Annotated in this window: 18 protein-coding genes; 4 read left to right on the top strand and 14 right to left on the bottom strand. The window is 68.3% G+C overall.

What is annotated here, in order from left to right; translation table 11 throughout:
• From resB to hemL, 5 genes are all read right to left on the bottom strand, one after another.
• A complete protein-coding gene (gene resB, locus NP4_RS19060) occupies positions 1–1,617 on the bottom strand; it encodes a cytochrome c biogenesis protein ResB (RefSeq protein ID WP_067999826.1) in 1,617 nt (538 codons plus the stop codon).
• Positions 1,618–1,630: 13 nt separating this feature from the next.
• Complete coding sequence (locus NP4_RS19065; protein WP_067999560.1) at positions 1,631–2,449, bottom strand: cytochrome c biogenesis CcdA family protein; 819 nt, start codon at positions 2,447–2,449, stop codon at positions 1,631–1,633.
• Complete coding sequence (locus NP4_RS19070; RefSeq protein WP_067999562.1) at positions 2,446–3,045, bottom strand: TlpA disulfide reductase family protein; 600 nt, start codon at positions 3,043–3,045, stop codon at positions 2,446–2,448. The genes NP4_RS19065 and NP4_RS19070 overlap by 4 nt, the downstream gene beginning before the upstream one ends.
• Positions 3,042–3,647: a histidine phosphatase family protein gene (locus NP4_RS19075; protein ID WP_114755618.1), complete on the bottom strand. Its 606-nt coding sequence runs from the start codon at positions 3,645–3,647 to the stop codon at positions 3,042–3,044. Before NP4_RS19075 ends, NP4_RS19070 begins: the two co-directional genes overlap by 4 nt.
• 68 nt (positions 3,648–3,715) lie before the next feature.
• Positions 3,716–5,053 carry a glutamate-1-semialdehyde 2,1-aminomutase gene (gene hemL, locus NP4_RS19080; protein ID WP_067999827.1) on the bottom strand — a complete coding sequence of 446 codons (1,338 nt, stop codon included), beginning with the start codon at positions 5,051–5,053 and terminating at the stop codon, positions 3,716–3,718.
• Between the two features lie 218 nt (positions 5,054–5,271).
• Here hemL and NP4_RS19085 point away from each other — a divergent pair, with 218 nt between their 5' ends.
• On the top strand, positions 5,272–5,658 hold the full coding sequence (locus tag NP4_RS19085) for a hypothetical protein (RefSeq protein WP_067999566.1): 387 nt from the start codon (positions 5,272–5,274) through the stop codon (positions 5,656–5,658).
• Between the two features lie 19 nt (positions 5,659–5,677).
• Here the strand turns inward: NP4_RS19085 and NP4_RS19090 are convergent, their stop codons facing one another.
• From NP4_RS19090 to hemB, 4 genes are all read right to left on the bottom strand, one after another.
• Positions 5,678–5,914 (bottom strand): hypothetical protein, encoded by a 237-nt coding sequence (locus NP4_RS19090; protein WP_067999569.1) that lies wholly within the window; start codon positions 5,912–5,914, stop codon positions 5,678–5,680.
• Entirely contained in the window at positions 5,914–6,408 is a 495-nt protein-coding gene (mce1N, locus tag NP4_RS19095) for a transport-regulating membrane protein Mce1N (protein ID WP_067999570.1), read from the bottom strand. The genes NP4_RS19090 and mce1N overlap by 1 nt, the downstream gene beginning before the upstream one ends.
• Before the next feature lie 273 nt (positions 6,409–6,681).
• A complete protein-coding gene (locus NP4_RS19100) occupies positions 6,682–7,113 on the bottom strand; it encodes a hypothetical protein (protein ID WP_147287925.1) in 432 nt (143 codons plus the stop codon).
• 77 nt (positions 7,114–7,190) lie between these two features.
• Positions 7,191–8,168 (bottom strand): porphobilinogen synthase, encoded by a 978-nt coding sequence (hemB, locus tag NP4_RS19105; protein WP_067999575.1) that lies wholly within the window; start codon positions 8,166–8,168, stop codon positions 7,191–7,193.
• A gap of 95 nt (positions 8,169–8,263) precedes the next feature.
• Here hemB and NP4_RS19110 point away from each other — a divergent pair, with 95 nt between their 5' ends.
• From NP4_RS19110 to NP4_RS19120, 3 genes are all read left to right on the top strand, one after another.
• Complete coding sequence (locus NP4_RS19110) at positions 8,264–9,058, top strand: tetratricopeptide repeat protein (RefSeq protein WP_082876002.1); 795 nt, start codon at positions 8,264–8,266, stop codon at positions 9,056–9,058.
• A gap of 218 nt (positions 9,059–9,276) precedes the next feature.
• Positions 9,277–10,761: a lipase family protein gene (locus tag NP4_RS19115; protein WP_082876003.1), complete on the top strand. Its 1,485-nt coding sequence runs from the start codon at positions 9,277–9,279 to the stop codon at positions 10,759–10,761.
• Positions 10,762–10,889: 128 nt separating this feature from the next.
• Positions 10,890–11,159 (top strand): hypothetical protein, encoded by a 270-nt coding sequence (locus NP4_RS19120; protein WP_062513496.1) that lies wholly within the window; start codon positions 10,890–10,892, stop codon positions 11,157–11,159.
• 32 nt (positions 11,160–11,191) lie between these two features.
• Here NP4_RS19120 and NP4_RS19125 read toward each other — a convergent pair whose 3' ends face one another.
• The 5 genes from NP4_RS19125 to NP4_RS19145 form a co-directional block, all read right to left on the bottom strand.
• On the bottom strand, positions 11,192–12,754 hold the full coding sequence (locus NP4_RS19125; protein WP_062513499.1) for a bifunctional uroporphyrinogen-III C-methyltransferase/uroporphyrinogen-III synthase: 1,563 nt from the start codon (positions 12,752–12,754) through the stop codon (positions 11,192–11,194).
• On the bottom strand, positions 12,751–13,758 hold the full coding sequence (hemC, locus tag NP4_RS19130; RefSeq protein ID WP_067999580.1) for a hydroxymethylbilane synthase: 1,008 nt from the start codon (positions 13,756–13,758) through the stop codon (positions 12,751–12,753). Before hemC ends, NP4_RS19125 begins: the two co-directional genes overlap by 4 nt.
• Positions 13,755–15,143 carry a glutamyl-tRNA reductase gene (locus tag NP4_RS19135; protein ID WP_067999582.1) on the bottom strand — a complete coding sequence of 463 codons (1,389 nt, stop codon included), beginning with the start codon at positions 15,141–15,143 and terminating at the stop codon, positions 13,755–13,757. The genes hemC and NP4_RS19135 overlap by 4 nt, the downstream gene beginning before the upstream one ends.
• Before the next feature lie 76 nt (positions 15,144–15,219).
• Entirely contained in the window at positions 15,220–16,059 is an 840-nt protein-coding gene (locus tag NP4_RS19140; protein ID WP_067999585.1) for a redox-sensing transcriptional repressor Rex, read from the bottom strand.
• Between the two features lie 281 nt (positions 16,060–16,340).
• Positions 16,341–16,601, bottom strand: coding sequence for a glutaredoxin family protein (locus NP4_RS19145; protein ID WP_067999587.1), 261 nt, complete (start codon positions 16,599–16,601; stop codon positions 16,341–16,343).
• Positions 16,602–16,739: the final 138 nt, after the last annotated feature.

Here is a 16,739-nt window from a genome sequence, read left to right on the forward strand (position 1 = left end):
TCACTCTCCCGTGCTCTGCGAGTCGCCCATCAATCGTGTGCGCAGGCGGTCGAATTCGCCGCCCCATCCGGCCTGATCGGTGCGGGCCAGGCCGCCCATCTCTACTACCGTACGTCGTTCATCGGGCGCGTGGGTGTCCGGGTAGGCGCGCAACCAGACGCGACGTCGCTTGACCAGCAGCGACACCAGCAGTCCGGCCATCATGGTCAACGCGCACACCAGCACCCAGCCCTGTGCGGGATCGTGCGAAACCTGCAGATTCGCAAACTCTTTCGCCCCGTCGAAGGTCACCTTGGTGCCGTCGGACAGCGTCGCCGACTCGCCGGGCTTCATATTCACGCGCTGCTGTTTGACCAGCCGCCCCTGCTTGATCATCTCCGGATCCAGCGCGAACAGCGACTGCGGCCGCCCGGTGTCCAGACCCGTCTCGCCGCGATAGATGTCCACGGCGACGGCCGGATCGGTCAGCGCCGGATACGAGGAGGTCAGCAGATTGCCGTGCAGCAGCGCGGTCGGCGCGAACAGGCCCTCGATCGCGATCTGGTGTTTGCGTCGATCGTCCTCGGAGGCGAACATCCCGCCCGGCGGATCGAAGCGCATGACGCCGCTGGACAGGAAGGTCGTGGCGTCGTCCGGCCGCCACTGCACGGTTTCGGTGCGGGTCTGCCCGTCGGGATAGGTGACCGTGAAGGTCGGCGCGTAGCCGTGCCCCTGCAGATAGACCCGGTCGCCGGAGACGCGCAGCGGATGATTGACCTGAATCGTGGTGTCGCGCCAGGTATCACCGGCCAGATCCCCGCCCGCCTGATACGAGATGTTCGCGGTGAACATCTCGGCCTGGCCGTTGGGCAGATAGTCGGCCTTGAAGTTCCTGACCCGCACGCACAGCGGCGACAGTCCGGTGCCGTCGTTGATCCGCCCCGCGCGGAAGGAGTCGAAGGCCGCGGTCGAGGTGGTGCAGAAACCCGGCCCGTTGTCGGCGACGACGATGACCGTGCCCTCGTAACCGAACAGCTTGCCCACCGCGATCGCGATCAGCAGTCCGACCAGGGCCAGATGGAAGACGATATTGCCGAGCTCGCGCAGATATCCCTTCTCGGCCGAGAGCGTCACCTCGTCGCCGGAACCCCGCTCGACGACCCGCCAGCCGCGAAGGGCCTTGCGCGCCTGGACGATCACCTCCGCGGACGTTCCGGTCACCGTCGCGGAATGATGATGCGGCAGCCGGGACAGGTTGCGCGGCGCCTTGACCGGCGGTGTGCGCAGTGCCCGATAGTGATCGAAGACGCGGGGCACGATGCAGCCCACCAGCGAAATGAACAGCAGCGCGTAGATCGCGGTGAACCAGGCGCTGGAGAACACATCGAACAGCTGCAGCCGATCCATCCACGGACCGAGCGTCGCGCGATCGGCGATGTACTGATCGACCTTCTGCGCGTTGAGACTGCGCTGCGGCAGCAGCGCGCCGGGAATCGCGGCCAGCGCCAACAGGAACAGCAGCATCAGCGCGGTGCGCATACTGGTCAGCCCGCGCCAGGTATTGCGCAACAGGGCGAGCGCGCGACGCGGCGACGATTGCCGATTCGGGCGGGCGGGACGCTGGTCGGGTGCGGTCATCGTTGTCGTCATGTCAGATCGGCAGGGTCACTCGGGAAACGAAGACATCGCGAACCCATCCGACGAACTGATCCCAGATACCGGTGACCAGTGCGATACCGACGGCGACGAGCAAAATTCCCCCGATCACCTGAATGGTGCGCGAATTACGGCGTAGCCAGCCCACACCCCGCAGGGCGCTGGCCGAACCGAAGGCCAGGATCACGAACGGCAGACCCAGACCCAGGCAGTAGGCGACGATCAGCGCCACCCCGCGCGCGGCGGTCGTGCCCTCGGTACCGGCCGACACCGCCATCACGCCCGACAGCGTCGGACCCAGGCACGGCGTCCAGCCGAGCGCGAAAACCGCGCCGAGCAGCGGTGCCCCGATGATGCCGGTGAGGCGGCGCGGATGCATGCGGGTGTCGCGCTGCAGCGCCGGCACCAGACCGAGGAACACCAGACCCATCACGATCGTGACCACGCCGCCGATGCGTTGCAGCAGTTCGCGATTGACGTTCAGAGTCTGGATGACGCCGAAGACGGTCACCGACGCGAGCACGAACACCACGGTGAAACCCGCGACGAACAGTCCGGCCGCCCCGGCGACGCGCGCCTTACCGGCCGTCCGCACCAGTGTGGCCTGCTGTCCCTTCGCCTCGGCCACGGTGACCGGCGGCGCCTCCGCGCCGACGAGTCCGGCCAGATACGACAGATAGCCCGGTACCAGCGGCACCACGCACGGCGAGGCGAACGACACCAGACCCGCGAGCACACACGCCCCGAGCGCCAGCAGCAGCGGACCGGTGGCCGCGGTCTGCTGGAAGGTGTCGCCCACCGACGCCAGAATCATTGCGGATCCTCCGCGGCGATCTTGTCCACGACCGGCTGCAGATCCTCGGCGAGTACCGGCTGCAGGAATACCGCCGCCACGCGATGGTGTCGATCCAGGATCAGCGTGGTGGGGATGACGCTGGTCGGGAATTTGCCGCCGAGGGCGAGCAGGGTGCGCATCTCCGGGTCGTAGATCGACGGATAGGAGACGTGATTGCTGATCACGAAATCGCGGGCCTTGTCGCGCTGGGGGTCGCGGACATTGATGCCGAGCAGCGTCACCCCGCGGGCCCTGGACTGTTCGTAGACCTTCTCCAGTGCGGGCGCCTCGGCACGGCACGGCCCGCACCACTGACCCCAGAGATTCAGCACCACAACCTGATTCGGGAAATCCTCCACGGAAACGGTTTTGCCGTCGGTCATCAGATCGGGTCCGGACAGCCGCCCGATCGTGCCGCGCGAGGCGGGCGGATCGTAGAAGATCTTGGTCTTACCGCCGGGCGAGACGAAGTCGAAGGTGCCGCCGGTGGCGACGGCGTCCGTACCGGTCGAACAGCCGACGAGGGCGGCGACCAGGGCCGCGCAGGCGAGCAGAACCGCAATCCGCGGGGTCACGCTCCCGTCACCCGGGGATCCGAAGCGCCCGCGGGCTCGGAGTAGACGATATCGATGAGCGTATCCCCTTGATACACAAGGGAAGTCAGTGAAGCCAGCGAGCACTGCCGCGCCCGCGGATCGTGCCAGAGCCGCTTACCCTCCAGGAATCGCCGCAGCGTCCACACCGGCAGCTGATGCGAGACCAGCACCGCCTCGTGTCCGGCCGCCTCGACCCGCGCCTTGTTGACCGCGGCGAGCATGCGGTGCGCGATCTGCAGATACGGCTCGCCCCACGACGGGGTGAACGGATCGCGCAGCTTCCACCAGTGCCGCGGTTTGCGCAGCGCGCCGTCGCCGACCGAGACGCGCAGACCCTCGAAGGTGTTGCCCGCCTCGATCAGATTGTCGTCGGTGCGCACGGCCAATTCATGCCTCGCCGCAATGGGTCCCGCGGTCTCCTGCGCGCGCTGCAGCGGCGAGGCGACCACCAGCGTCACATCGTGATCGGCCAGCGAGCGGGCCACGGCGCCGGCCTGCGAGCGGCCGTTGACCGACAGGCTGAATCCGGGTAGCCGCCCGTAGAGGATGCCCCTCGGGTTGTGCACCTCGCCGTGCCGCATGACGTGCACGATCGTCTCGGTGTCGTAGGGCAGGGCGGACGAGGGCGATTCGGGCTGTTCGGGATCGGTCACGCGCTGGGTCCTTCGGGTGTTGCCGCGGCCGCGGCCGCCGCGGCGGCGGGCAGGGCGGCGGCGATTCGGTCGAATGCGTCCTCGTCGAGAGCGGCGGAGACGAACCACGTTTCGTAGGCACTCGGCGGCGCGTAGACGCCGCGGTCGAGCAGGGCGTGGAAGAACGCCGGGAATCGCCAGGTCTGCGTGGCCTTGGCGGAGGCGTAGTCGGTCACCGGACGGTCGGCGAAGAACACGCTCACCATATTGCCCGCGAATTGGACCGTATGGGCGACGCCGGCGCCCGTCAGGGCCTCGGTGAGCAGGGCGCCGAGTCGCTGGGCATTGCGGTCGAGCGTCGCGTACACCTCGTCGTCGGCGGCGCGCAGGCTGGCCAGTCCGGCCGCGACCGCGACCGGATTCCCCGACAGCGTGCCCGCCTGATAGACCGGGCCGATCGGGGCGAGGCGGTTCATGATGTCGGCCCGGCCGCCGAAGGCCGCCGCGGGCAGACCGCCGCTCATCACCTTGCCGAAGGTGTAGAGGTCACCGGCCACGCCGTCGAGGCCGTACCAGCCCGCAGGACTCACCCGGAATCCCGTCATCACCTCGTCCATGATCAGCAGCGCGCCGTGCTGTTCGGTCAGTCGGCGCAGGCCCGCGTTGTAGCCGGGCAGCGGCGCGACCGTGCCCATATTGCCCGCCGCGGCCTCGGTGATCACACAGGCGATCTGATCCGGGAATTCGGCGAAGGCCGCGGCGACCGCGTCGAGATCGTTGTAGGGCAGCACGATGGTGTCGGCCGCCTGCGCGCCGGTCACGCCCGGGGAGGTCGGCAGGCCGAGCGTCGCCACGCCGGAGCCCGCATCGGCCAGCAGGGCGTCGACGTGGCCGTGATAGCAGCCGGAGAATTTGATGATCTTGCTGCGACCGGTGAATCCGCGGGCCAGGCGCACCGCACTCATGGTGGCCTCGGTGCCGGAGTTGACCAGCCGCACCCGCTGCACCGGCTCGACCCGCGCGGCGATGGCCTCGGCCAGTTCGATCTCCGCCTCGGTCGGCGCGCCGAACGACAGTCCGCCGTCGGCGGCGCGGCGTACGGCCTCCACCACGTCGGGATGGGCGTGGCCCAGGATCATCGGACCCCATGAGCAGACCAGATCGACATAGTCGTTGCCGTCGGCGTCGGTCAGGGTGCAGCCGCGCGCCGAGGTGATGAATCGCGGTGTACCGCCGACGGATTTGAACGCCCGGACCGGCGAGTTCACCCCACCGGGGATGACCGCGGCGGCGCGGTCGAACAGTCGGGCGGAGACCGGCACCCTCGCCTGGGTAGCGCGCGGAGAAGAACTCACGGCACCCAGTGTCGCAGCCCGCCCGGGACCGGTCGACGACAGGGTGTAGTGCGGTGAGCCACCGCACACGCCCGGGCAAACTCGCGATCGTGACGAAAACCACAGCGGCCGAACGCAACCGCAACACGCCGGGGCAACTTTGGCCTCATATCGATCGCTGAGCGATTGCTGCTGCGTACCCTCGGAACCACCACACGTCGACGGCCGGGAGGGCATTCATGCGTTCCATCTTGTTCGGCACCACCCTGTTCACCATGGCCGCGGCCGCCGTGATCGGCGGAATCGGCGCGGCCGGGGCCGCGACTCCGATCGCCATGCCCGATGAGGGCCGCATCGGCCTGACCCTGTCCCACGACGAGACCGCGGCGCTGGCCGACGGCCCGGTGCCCGCACTGGTCGCCATGCTGGTGCCGCCGAGCCGAATGGGTGCGGGCCTGCGCCCGGACACCGAGCTCTACCGCGACGACAACGGCGGCATCCACGCCACGCTGCGCCAGGTGATCCTGGAGGCCTCCGAACATCCGGACGGCACGGTCACGCTGTATCTGAACGCCCCCGGCAGCCGCGGACCGCGACTGGTGGACATCTATCAGCGCTGGAACTGAGCGCTCGAATCCCGAATCCTCACCGCGCCCTTCCCGCGCAGCGGGCCACCAGATCGACCACGGCCACCCCGGCCACGGCCACCAGCAGGGTGGCCAGACCCAGCCACGGCCCGACATAGCGGGTCGCCTCGAACGCGGGCAGATCGCCCGACGCGGCGAACGACGTCGTCTGAATTCCATTGCGCCAGCTCGGCACGGCCGCGCCGACGCACAGCAGGATCAACACCAGATCGACGACGATCCACAGTCGTCGCATCAGCGCACCTCCTCGTCACCTTCGGGCAGCCGTTCCAGCGCGGCCGTCAGCTCCGCGCGCAGGCCGTGATGGTCGCGCGCCCAGGCCTGCACCGTGCCGCCGTCGCGCAGTCTCACCCCGATGCCCTTGCGCCGACGCGGAACACCGGTCAACTCGCCGAGTGCCCGGGCCGACTGCCAGGGCTCATCCTCCCAGGCGTCCTCGTCCGATTCGGGCAGGACGCGCTCGATCGAGCGCAGCGCCAGCACCTCCGTACCCTCGCGCAGGGTGGTGTCGGTGAGTTCGACGCTGACGTGGCGACGACCGGCGATTACCTGCAGCCAGACGAATCCGGCCAGCAGCACCGCGCAGAAGGCCAGGCCGAACCAGTGCACCTGACCGCGAAAGACGAGTTCGAGAATCAGCACGAGCAGACACAGCAGCGGTCCGTACGCGACGGTACGCCAGCGCGCGCCGGGCTCGGCGAACAGAACAGTGGGCGCGGCGTCGGTCATACCCGCGCGAAATTCAGCCGACGGTACTCGGAATCAACAAGACGGCCAGGGTGAGCAGGCCGAACAGAATGAGCAGACTCAACACCAGCACATCTCGCCGAAGGCTTTGCGGTTGCTGAATCACCACGCGCATCAATGCCTCCGCTCTCCCGGAGCGGGCCACACGACGCCATCCGAAGATCAACGCCCGGGCCGCGGCTTCCGGTTCCCAAGTCCTCTGTGACAACCCTCACGATACATCCTGGCGGTTCTGCGACAAATTCGCCCCGTAGCTCACCGAATGTTCATCCGGAAGAAGGCTTCGGATTCGACTCGGTGACACAGGAATACGGCCCCACCCGCGAGCACCGCCTGCAGGATCGCGGCCGCGCCGGTGAGCAACGGCACCATACCGGTGACCGTACCCAGCCCGAACATCGCTCCGAAGGCGCCCAGTACGAGCACAACGGCGGCGACATCGAGCACCGTACGCGCCCACAGTTTTCCGTGACGCAGTTGGTAGGCCACCGCGACCGCGCCGGCGGCCAGACCCAGACCGAACACGACGATCACCACCTCGAGGATGGCGACCATCATCTCGACCTCGGCCAGACTGGCCTGCGCCTCCTGCGCGCGCACCTGGTCGTAGAGCTGGCACGCCAGATCGTGCCGGTCGGCGAAACGTCCGGCGGCGCTGAGGATCAGCCGCAGCACCCCGAAAGCCACAACACCCCACCACAATTGACATGCGGTGCGGATATCGGCCGGCGCCGCGATCGGGCCCGGCGGCGGAGGCGAGGGACTCACGACAGCCAGTGCGCGGCCTCGGTCGCCCAGTAGGTGAGCACGATATCCGCGCCCGCCCGCCGGATTCCCAGCAGCGATTCCAGCACCGCGCCGCGCCGATCGATCCAACCGCGCTGCGCGGCGGCGGTGATCATCGCGTACTCACCCGAGATCTGGTAGGCCGCCACCGGCACCTCGGAGCGATCCGCGACATCGCGCAGGATGTCCAGATACGACATGGCCGGTTTCACCATGACGATATCGGCGCCCTCGGCCAGATCCAGTTCCAACTCCCGGATCGCCTCGCGGCGGTTGGCCGCATCCTGCTGATAGGTACGCCGATCGCCCTGCAGCGACGAGCCGACCGCCTCGCGGAACGGGCCGTAGAACGCCGAGGCGTATTTGACGGCGTAGGCCAGGATGCCCGCGTCGAGGTGTCCGGCGTCGTCGAGTCCGGCGCGAATCGCGCCGACCTGGCCGTCCATCATGCCGCTGGTGCCGAGCAGATGCGCACCCGCTTCCACCTGGGCGATGGCCATATCGACGTACACGTCGAGGGTGGCGTCGTTGTCGACCGAGCCGTCCCCCGCGAGCACCCCGCAGTGCCCGTGATCGGTGAATTCGTCCAGGCAGGTGTCGGCCATGATGACCGTGGCATCGCCCACCTCGTCGGCCAGCGCGCGCAGGCCGCGATTGAGAATGCCGTCCGGATCGATCGCCTTGCTGCCGGTCGCGTCCTTGTCCTCGGGCCTCGGCACGCCGAACAGCATGAGCCCGCCGACACCGGCCGCGACGGCCTCGACCGCGGCCTTGCGCAGCGAATCCATCGAATGCTGGTACACGCCGGGCATCGACCCGATCTCACTCGGTTCGGTGAGTCCGTCGGCGACGAACATCGGCAGCACCAAATGCCTTGGTTCCAGTGTCGTTTCGGCCACGAGGCGGCGCAGAGCGGGGGTACGACGCAACCGCCGCGGGCGGTCCATTCCGGTCATGGACCGCACGATACGCCCCGCTGGCGGGCGTGTCGCAGGCACCTCGGTCGCGGGGTGAGCGGGCATACTCCTGAGAGGGCGACCCGGGAGCAGGCATGTCCGAGCGAGACGAACGTTCCTCATCCGACGAGCCCGCGGTGCGCGCGCTGCGGGCCGCGGCCGAGCGCGGGGATGCGACGGCGGCCGAACTGCTCGCACAGCGACTCGCCGAGGCGGGCGCGCGGGCCGAGGCCGAACACTGGCTGCGCGTCGCGGCCGAGCGAGGCAGCGCCGAGGCGCTGGGCAAACTCGGCGAATCGGCGTGGGCGGACGGGCGCATCGCCGAGGCGCTGCAATGGCTCGAACAGGCCGCCTATCGCGGCCTCACGACCGCCGAATATCAGCTCGGCGCAATTCATCTGGAACGCGGCAATCTGGACGGGGCCGAACCCTGGCTGCGCCGGGCGGCCGCGGCCGGATTGCCGGAGGCCATGTGCAATATGGGCGCGCTGTCGGATCGGCGCGGCGACGACGAACAGGCCGAGCAGTGGTACGAACGGGCCGCGGCGGCCGGAAATCCCACGGGTATGCGCAATCTCGGATTGCGGCTGGCCCGTCGAGGCGAAATCGAGCGGGCCACAGAAATTCTCGTCGAGGCCACTCGACGCGGGCGATCGGACGCCTTCGCGGTACTCGGTGCGATATCACTGGAATTCGATCGCGTCGACGAGGCCGAGCGGTGGCTGCGCCGCGGAACCGATGCGGGCGACGCGGAATCCATGTTCCATCTCGCACTGCTACTGGACGCGGAACCCACGGATCCGATGGCGCAGGCGGAATCCCGCCTCTGGTTGGAACGCGCGGCCGCACTGGGTTATCCGCGCGCTTTGGACGTTTTGCACGAAATGTGACTCGCCGACACGCGATTTCACAGGCGCTACACAGGAATTGCGGTACGGCCGTGTAATGATTCGCCGCACCAGCCATCATTGCGGCGAGTTTCGCCGAGGCACAAATACTTTCCGCTACTGGGCGACCAAACGAAGTGGTAACGGCGCGGCTCCACGATGCGCTGCGGTTCTTTCCAGTTGGAACGTGCTTTACTCAGCCGAAGGGATTGCGTACAAAGATGTCCAATTCTCGACCACGGAAACGCTGCGCCACTTGGGCGCTGGCGGTCGCGGCCGCGGCGGTAACCGTCACGCAGGTAGCTGCGATCGGGACCGCAGGCGCCGATCCGAACGACAACGGCCAAGGGAATTATCCGATCTTCCCGGCGCTGCCGTTTCCCGTTCCGCCGGAGGTCCCCGGCTACGATCACGGTCTGCTCGGCCACTTCCCCGGCCGCGATCCTGCCTTCTACAATCCGCCCGCCGATATCGTGGCATCCAAACAGCCGGGCGAGATCATCGCGGCGCGCGAAATGGTCCCGTCCTTCTTCGCGGTCCTGCCGCTGGATGTCGAGGCCTGGCAGATCTCCTATCGCTCGACCAATACGCGGGGCGAGCCCATTCCCGCGGTCACCACGGTCATGAAGCCGCGCGGTAGCTCACCGACCAATCTGGTGTCCTATCAGCTGCCCGAGGACTCCATCGCGGCGCACTGCGCGCCGTCGTACATGGTTCAGCAGGCGTCGATTCCGCCGAACTACACCGGTCACTTCAATATGGGCACCGAAATGCTGGTGCCGATCTACGCGATCACCCAGGGCTACGCCGTGGCCATGCCCGACTACGAGGGTCCGAACGGTGCGTTCGCGGCGGGTCCGCTGGAGGGCCAGCTCACCCTCGACGGAATCAAGGCCGCGGAGAACTTCGGCCCGATGCTGTTGCGGCGCGGCTACGACACGGCTGTCGGTCTGCTGGGCAATTCCGGTGGCGCCATCGCCACCGGTTGGGCCGCCGAGATGAAGGACCGGTACGCACCGGAATTGAATATCGTCGGCGCGGCCGAGGGTGGTACCCCGGCGGATCTGACGACAATGGTGGACCTCGCGAACAGTCAGCTCGCGGCCGGGCTCATCTTCAACGGCGTACTGGGCGTCGCCCGCGAATATCCCCAGCTCGACGACTATTTCCAGAGGCATATGAATCCGCTGGGCAAAGCGATGATCGGGCCGCAGAGCAATATGTGCATGGCGTGGAACACCTCGTTCATGTTCCCGTTCCTGAACATCAAGGGCCTGTTCGACGTGCCGGACGTCGTCCGAGAACCCGAGCCCGCGGCGGTGCTGGCGAAAACCAAGATGGGGCAGAGCGTTCCGCGCTTCCCCATGTTCATCTACCACTCGAATCCGGACTGGGTGGCGCCGGTCGGATCGGTCAACGAACTCGTGCACACCTACTGCCGTGACGGGGAGGGACGGGTCGAATACAACCGCACCCACGCCAACGAGGGCTACACGCTGTTCTGGACCGCGCAGCCGCGCGTATTCTCCTGGCTCAAGGACCGTTTCGACGGTAAGCCGGTGGCGGATCACTGCATCTGCAACGACGTGGCGGGCATCGCCCTCGAGGGTCAGGCCAAGGCCGACTTCTACGACATGGTCGGGCCGGAAGCCGCGCGACTGACCGAGGCCATGTACGAGGAGGCCGCTCGGCAGGCTCCCAAGTAGGTTCGATCGACCTCTCGTCCCCGGCCGGAACGACCCGGCCGGGGACGTTTTTTGTCGGTGCCCCCGAGTAGAATCGAAGATGTGTTCGAAGGGGATTCGCTGAATTCCCTGTCCGAGGGGAGGATCTCGTGGCCACCACATCGACGATCATCGATCGGCCCTACGTTCCGCTGGAGAAGCGCCGCCTGCCGCCGGGTCGCCCCCGGTCGTGGTACGTCACCCACAACCGCAGACTCAAGGCCATGCGCCTGGCCATAGCCCTGCTCGACTCCGGCGTCTACCGCGCCAGCCTGGCCGATAACGAAAAGATCCGCCGCACAGCCGATCTGGTCGGCATCCGGCCGCCCTCGGACAAAACCTGCCGCCTGGTGCGCGATCTCATGCGTGCGCGGCGGTAGGTCGAGGGTGCTGCCCTCCGATGAGGGAGGGCTTACACGCGCCTACGACTCTTCTTGCGCGGCGGGGGCAGCAGGCCCTCGGCGCGCAGGTGGGCGGCGTGTTCGGCCAGGGCGTCGACCAGCGGGCCGACCTGGGCGATCTCCGGCTGGACATCCACGCGCAGGCCGAATTCGATGGCCGTTTCGGCGGTTTTGGGGCCGATGCAGGCAACGATGGTGCGGGCGTGGGGCTTTCCGGCGATGCCGACCAGGTTGCGGACCGTCGAGGAGGAGGTGAACAGGACCGCGTCGAAACCGCCGGTCTTGATCATCTCGCGGGTCTCGGCGGGCGGCGGCGAGGCGCGTACGGTGCGGTAGGCGGTCACATCGTCGATTTCCCAGCCGCGGTCACGCAGACCCTCGGCCAGAGTTTCGGTGGCGATATCGGCCCGCGGCAACAGGACTCGGTTGACCGGATCGAAAACGTCGTCATAGGGCGGGAAGTCGGCGAGTAAGCCCTCCGAGGACTGCTCACCGCTGGGCACCAGCTCCGGATTGATGCCGAACGAGCGCACCTTCTCGGCGGTGGCCTCGCCCACGCAGGCGATCTTCACACCGGAGAACGCCCGTGCGTCCAAACCGAATTCGCCGAACTTCTCCCACACCGCGCGCACGGCATTGGTAGAGGTGAACACGACCCACTGGTATCGGCCGTCGACCAGGCCCTTCACCGCGCGCTCCATCTGCGCGGGGCTGCGCGGCGGCTCGACCGCGATGGTCGGCACCTCCATGGGAATGGCGCCGTGGGTGACCAGCTTCTCGCTCATCTCGCCGGCCTGCTCCTTGGTACGCGGCACCAGGACCGTCCAGCCGTAGAGCGCCCGGGACTCCCACCAGGACATCTTCGAGCGCTTCTCGACCTCTTTGCCGACCGTGACCACCAGCGGCCCGACCAGTTCGGAGGCGGCGGAGTTCAGGGTCGCGAGGGTCGCCTCGATGGTGCGCTGCTGACGGGTGGTGCCGCGCACGGTCACCGCGACCGGGGTCTGCGGAGCGAGTCCGTGTTCGACCAGCGCGCTGGCGGTTTCGGCGAGATGTCCGGAGGTCGCGTGCAGCACCAGCGGACCCGGCGCGGCGGCCACCGACGCCCAGTCCACCTCGCCGCGCACATCCACCTCGGTGTGGCTGGAGCCCAACGCGATTCCGGCGAACGCCGGGACCGTGGTGCCGGACGGCAGCCCGGGCAGCACCTCGAAGGCGATATGTGAGCGGGTGACGGCATTGACCTCCGCGATCACCGAATCGGTGGTCAGCGGGTCGCCGGAGACCAGCCGCACCACATCGTGACCCGCGCGGGCCTCGGCGATGAGGGTCTTGGCCACCTCGGCGGGTTCGCCGAGCGCCGGGCGCACGTCGACGGGGAGCTCCCCGTCCGCGCCCGGTTCCACCGCCGTGCCGACCAGGGCGAGGACGCCCTTGTCGACATCGGGGTCGGTGAACGCCAGCTCCGCCCGCCCGAGCACCTCGCGGGCCCGCACGGTAAGCAGTGCCGGGTCACCGGGTCCTGATCCGACGAACAGGATCCGACCAGGGTGCTTCTTAGTGGCTCGGCTCATTTGTCGTTCTCCATTGGGCTGGGATTGGTGAAGTCGTCGCTCAGCAAGTCGCGGGCTCCCAGCTCCAGGAGCTCACGCGCCAATGCGCGGCCCAGCTGCTCGGCATTCGCGAGCGAGCCGACCGCCGAGGCCCGGATGACATCCGAGCCATCGATCGCCGCCGCGCACCCGCGCAGCGACAGTTCCTCGACCACCCGGCCGTCGTCGTCGAGCGATTCGACGACCTCGGCCAGCGCGCCGACCGGGGCGGTACAGCCGGCCTCGAGTTCGGCCAGCAGCGCCCGCTCGGCGATCACCGCGGCACGGGAGCCCGGATCGTCCAGGGTGGACAGGATGGTCACGAGATCGCCTTCGTCGCTGCGGCATTCGACCGCGAGCGCGCCTTGCGCCGGTGCGGGCAACATCTGCACCGGTTCCAGGGCCTCGGTGACCGCGTCGAGACGGTCGATGCGGGACAGCCCGGCCCGCGCGACCACCACGGCGTCGAGTTCACCCTCGGCGACCTTACGAAGTCTGGTATCGAGATTGCCGCGCAGCGGCACGATGTCGAGGCCGAGCCCGAGCGCGCGCAACTGGGCGACCCGGCGCGGCGCCGAGGTGCCCACCCGGGCGCCCGCGGGCAGCTCGCCGAGCACCAGCCCGTCGCGGGCGACAAGCGCGTCGCGGGCGTCGGCGCGCGGCGGAATGGCGGCGATCGTGAAGCGCGGATCCGGCGCGGTGGGCAGATCCTTGTAGGAGTGCACGGCGATATCCACTGCGCCCGCGGCCAATTCGTCGCGTAGCGCGGCGGTGAACACGCCGACGCCGATCTGCTGCACCGGATCGGAGGACTGGTCCCCGGCCGTCTTCACGATGACCAGTTCGGCGTGCTGGCCGGACTCGATCAACGCGTCGCGGACGGTGCCCGCCTGAGTCAGCGCCAACAGGCTGCCGCGGGTACCGATCCGCCACGGGGCGGTTACGGTGCCGCGCTCGGCACTCCCGATCACGATCGCCTCCGTCATGCCGGCTGTCCCTGTCCGTCCGAGAGGTGGTGCCCGGTGAAATCGTCGGCCAGTTCGCCGCCCAGGGCCGCGATCTCCATCGGAGTCGCAACCGCCTGCGCCGCACCGGGTTTGAGTTCGAACAGCTCACGCAGGGCCTCTGCGTAACTGCCGCCGCCCGGGGTGGAGGCCAGCTGCTTGACCCGCACCGTCGGCGCGTGCAGCAGCTTGTCGACCACGCGGCGAACCGTGCGCGCGACCTCCTCGCGTTCGGGATCGCCCAGGCTCGGCAGCTTCGACTCCAGCCGCATCAGCTCGGCCTCGACCACGTCGGCGGCGCGCTGGCGCAATGCGGCCACGGTCGGCGTCACCTCCGCCATCCGCTGTCCCGCAAGGTATTTCGCCAGTTCCTCGGCGACGATCCCGCGCGCGGCGGTGGTATCGGCGGCCGCGGCCATGGCCGACGGATCGCGCTGCAGGGTCTCCATATCGATCACGGTCACATCGGGCAGGCCCGCGACCGCGGGATCGACATCGCGCGGTAGGCCCAGATCGCAGACGACCATCTGGTGGCCCGCCCGCGAGGCGTTCAGGGCGCGATGCGCATCGGCCAGCGTCACCACGGCGCCGACCGCGCCGGTGCTGGTCATCACGACATCGACATCGGCCATGGCGTCGACCAGGCCGGAAAGGTCTGTGGCGGTGGCACTCACGCCGTGCATATCGATCGCGGTCTGCGCCAGGCGCTGCGCGCGATCGAGGGTCCGGTTCACCACGGCGATCCGCTCGACGCCCGCGCGGGCCAGATGCGCGACGGCCAGGCCGCCCATGGCGCCCGCGCCGACGACCACGGCCGTGCGGCCGGTCAGATCGCCGACCACGGTGCGCGCCCGATCCAGCGCGACCGACACCACCGACGCGCCCGCTCGGTCGATCCCGGTCTCGGTATGGACCCGCTTGCCCACGCGCAGCGCGTGCTGGGCCAGTTCGTGCAGGGTGCGGCCGGCCGCGGACTGCGCGTCGGCCGAGGCGTAGGCCGCCCGGATCTGGCCGAGCACCTGCTGCTCGCCGACCACCATCGAATCCAGGCCCGAGGCCACCGCGAACAGATGTTCCGCGGCGGCTTCGCTGTAGCGGACGTAGGCGTGGCGGGTGAGTTCCGGCAGCGGCAGACCCGAGTGGCGGGCCAGTAGATCGCCGACATCGGCCAGACCGCCGTGGAAGGCGTCGACCACCGCGTAGATTTCGACCCGATTGCAGGTGGAGACGATCATCGCCTCCGAGATGTGCTGCGATTCGAGCATCTTGTCGGTCAGCTTCGGTCGATCGTCCTCGGTGACCGCGACCCTCTCCAACACCGCAACCGGCGCGCTGCGATGCGAAATACCGACTAGAAGCACACTCATGCCAACTCCTCGCTGGCGCTCGGAGTTGTCACGAGCGTGCGCACGGCTGTGCCTATTGTTCGTTCGCTTCGCTCACTCATGGTGCGACCACCGATCCCTTGCTGGTTGGCTCCGTTGCCGAAATTCCCACGTGTGCGGAAGCCGAACGGTTCGCCAGCCGTCGGCCGATCGGGGTGGAGACGGCGTGCACGGTCTCACCGGCCGCCACGCCGTGTTCGTCCTGCGCCGCGGCCCCCGCGATCCGGGCGCGCTCGAACGACAGCATCTGCATTTCCACGGCCAGATCCACGCGCCGCACCTCCACGGCGGGCGGTGCGTCGAGAACGACCGGGGAGAAACTCAATATCGACCGCACCCCCGCGGCCACCAGGTCGTCGCAGACGCCCTGGGCCGCCTCGTCGGGAACGGTGATGACCGCGATGGTCGGCTGCAATTCGACCACCGCGTCGGCAAGCTCGGCGACGTCGCGGATCTCGAGCCCGCTGACCTGTTCGCCGACCACCTGCGGATCGCGGTCGAAGACGCCGACCATGGTGAATCCGCGCCGCTGGAATCCGCCGTAGCCGACCAGCGCGCGACCCAGATTTCCGGCGCCGACCAGGATCACCCGATGTCCGTCGGACAGCCCGAGCACGGCCTCGATGCGGGCGCGCAGCTTGGCCACGTCGTAGCCGACCCCGCGCACACCATTGGGTCCGAGGAACGACAGATCCTTGCGCAGCTTGGCCGAATTGACACCCGCCGCGACAGCCAGTTCCTCACTCGATACGATGAGGACACCCTCGTCGGCGAGTACGGCGAGGACGCGCAGGTAGGTCGCCAAGCGCGCGACAGTGGCTTGCGGAATGTCCTTCTGAGGGGTCGGACGCAGAGCCCTGCCGGAGACGCCGCCTGGCGTCTCATGCTGCTCTGTCACGTCGTTCGGCTCCTCGTCCGGCCGGTAATGGATGTCCGGTTTCGCTTGTCGACCGCCGACGCCCGGGGCAGGCGCCGGTATCGTTCACGGGGTTCAGGGTGGCACCGCCGCCCGAAGCAGGCGGGTTGCGTGTCACCACCGTAACCGCTTGTGAAGCCCTGCACAAAGTCGGTGAATTCAGTCACTCGAGGGCACACGGGACCAAACCTCGTTCGCCCCATTCAACCCGCAATGGTCGGTGATATTCCACACAACGCGCCGGAAGCCGGACCTCCGGCCGGTCAGCGCGACAAATCCGCTCGTAACCGGGGCTCGTCGACATCGAGATAGCTGTGTTCACGGCCGTCGAGCAGCACGACCGGCAGCCGATCACCGAATTCCGCGCGCAGTGCCGGATCGGTCGCCGCGGCCTCGTCCACATCGACCGTGCTCGGCGCGATCCCGTAATCGGCACAAATCACCCGCAGTTGTTCGAGTGCCACGTCGCACATCCCACAACCGTTCCTTGTCAACAGAGTCACCGAATGCGTGGAGTCGCTCACGACGCCACCTCGCTGCCGCTCGTTGTCGTCGTGCGCGACGCGCGCTGTTTCTGTGATTCGTTCGCAAGCTCGCTCATGTACCAATTAAACGGTCAGTGCCCTGGGCTAGTGTGGGTGTGTTCGCGCGGACGGGCGGAG

This window comes from Nocardia pseudobrasiliensis NBRC 108224 (assembly GCF_001613105.1).
Lineage (GTDB): Bacteria > Actinomycetota > Actinomycetes > Mycobacteriales > Mycobacteriaceae > Nocardia > Nocardia pseudobrasiliensis.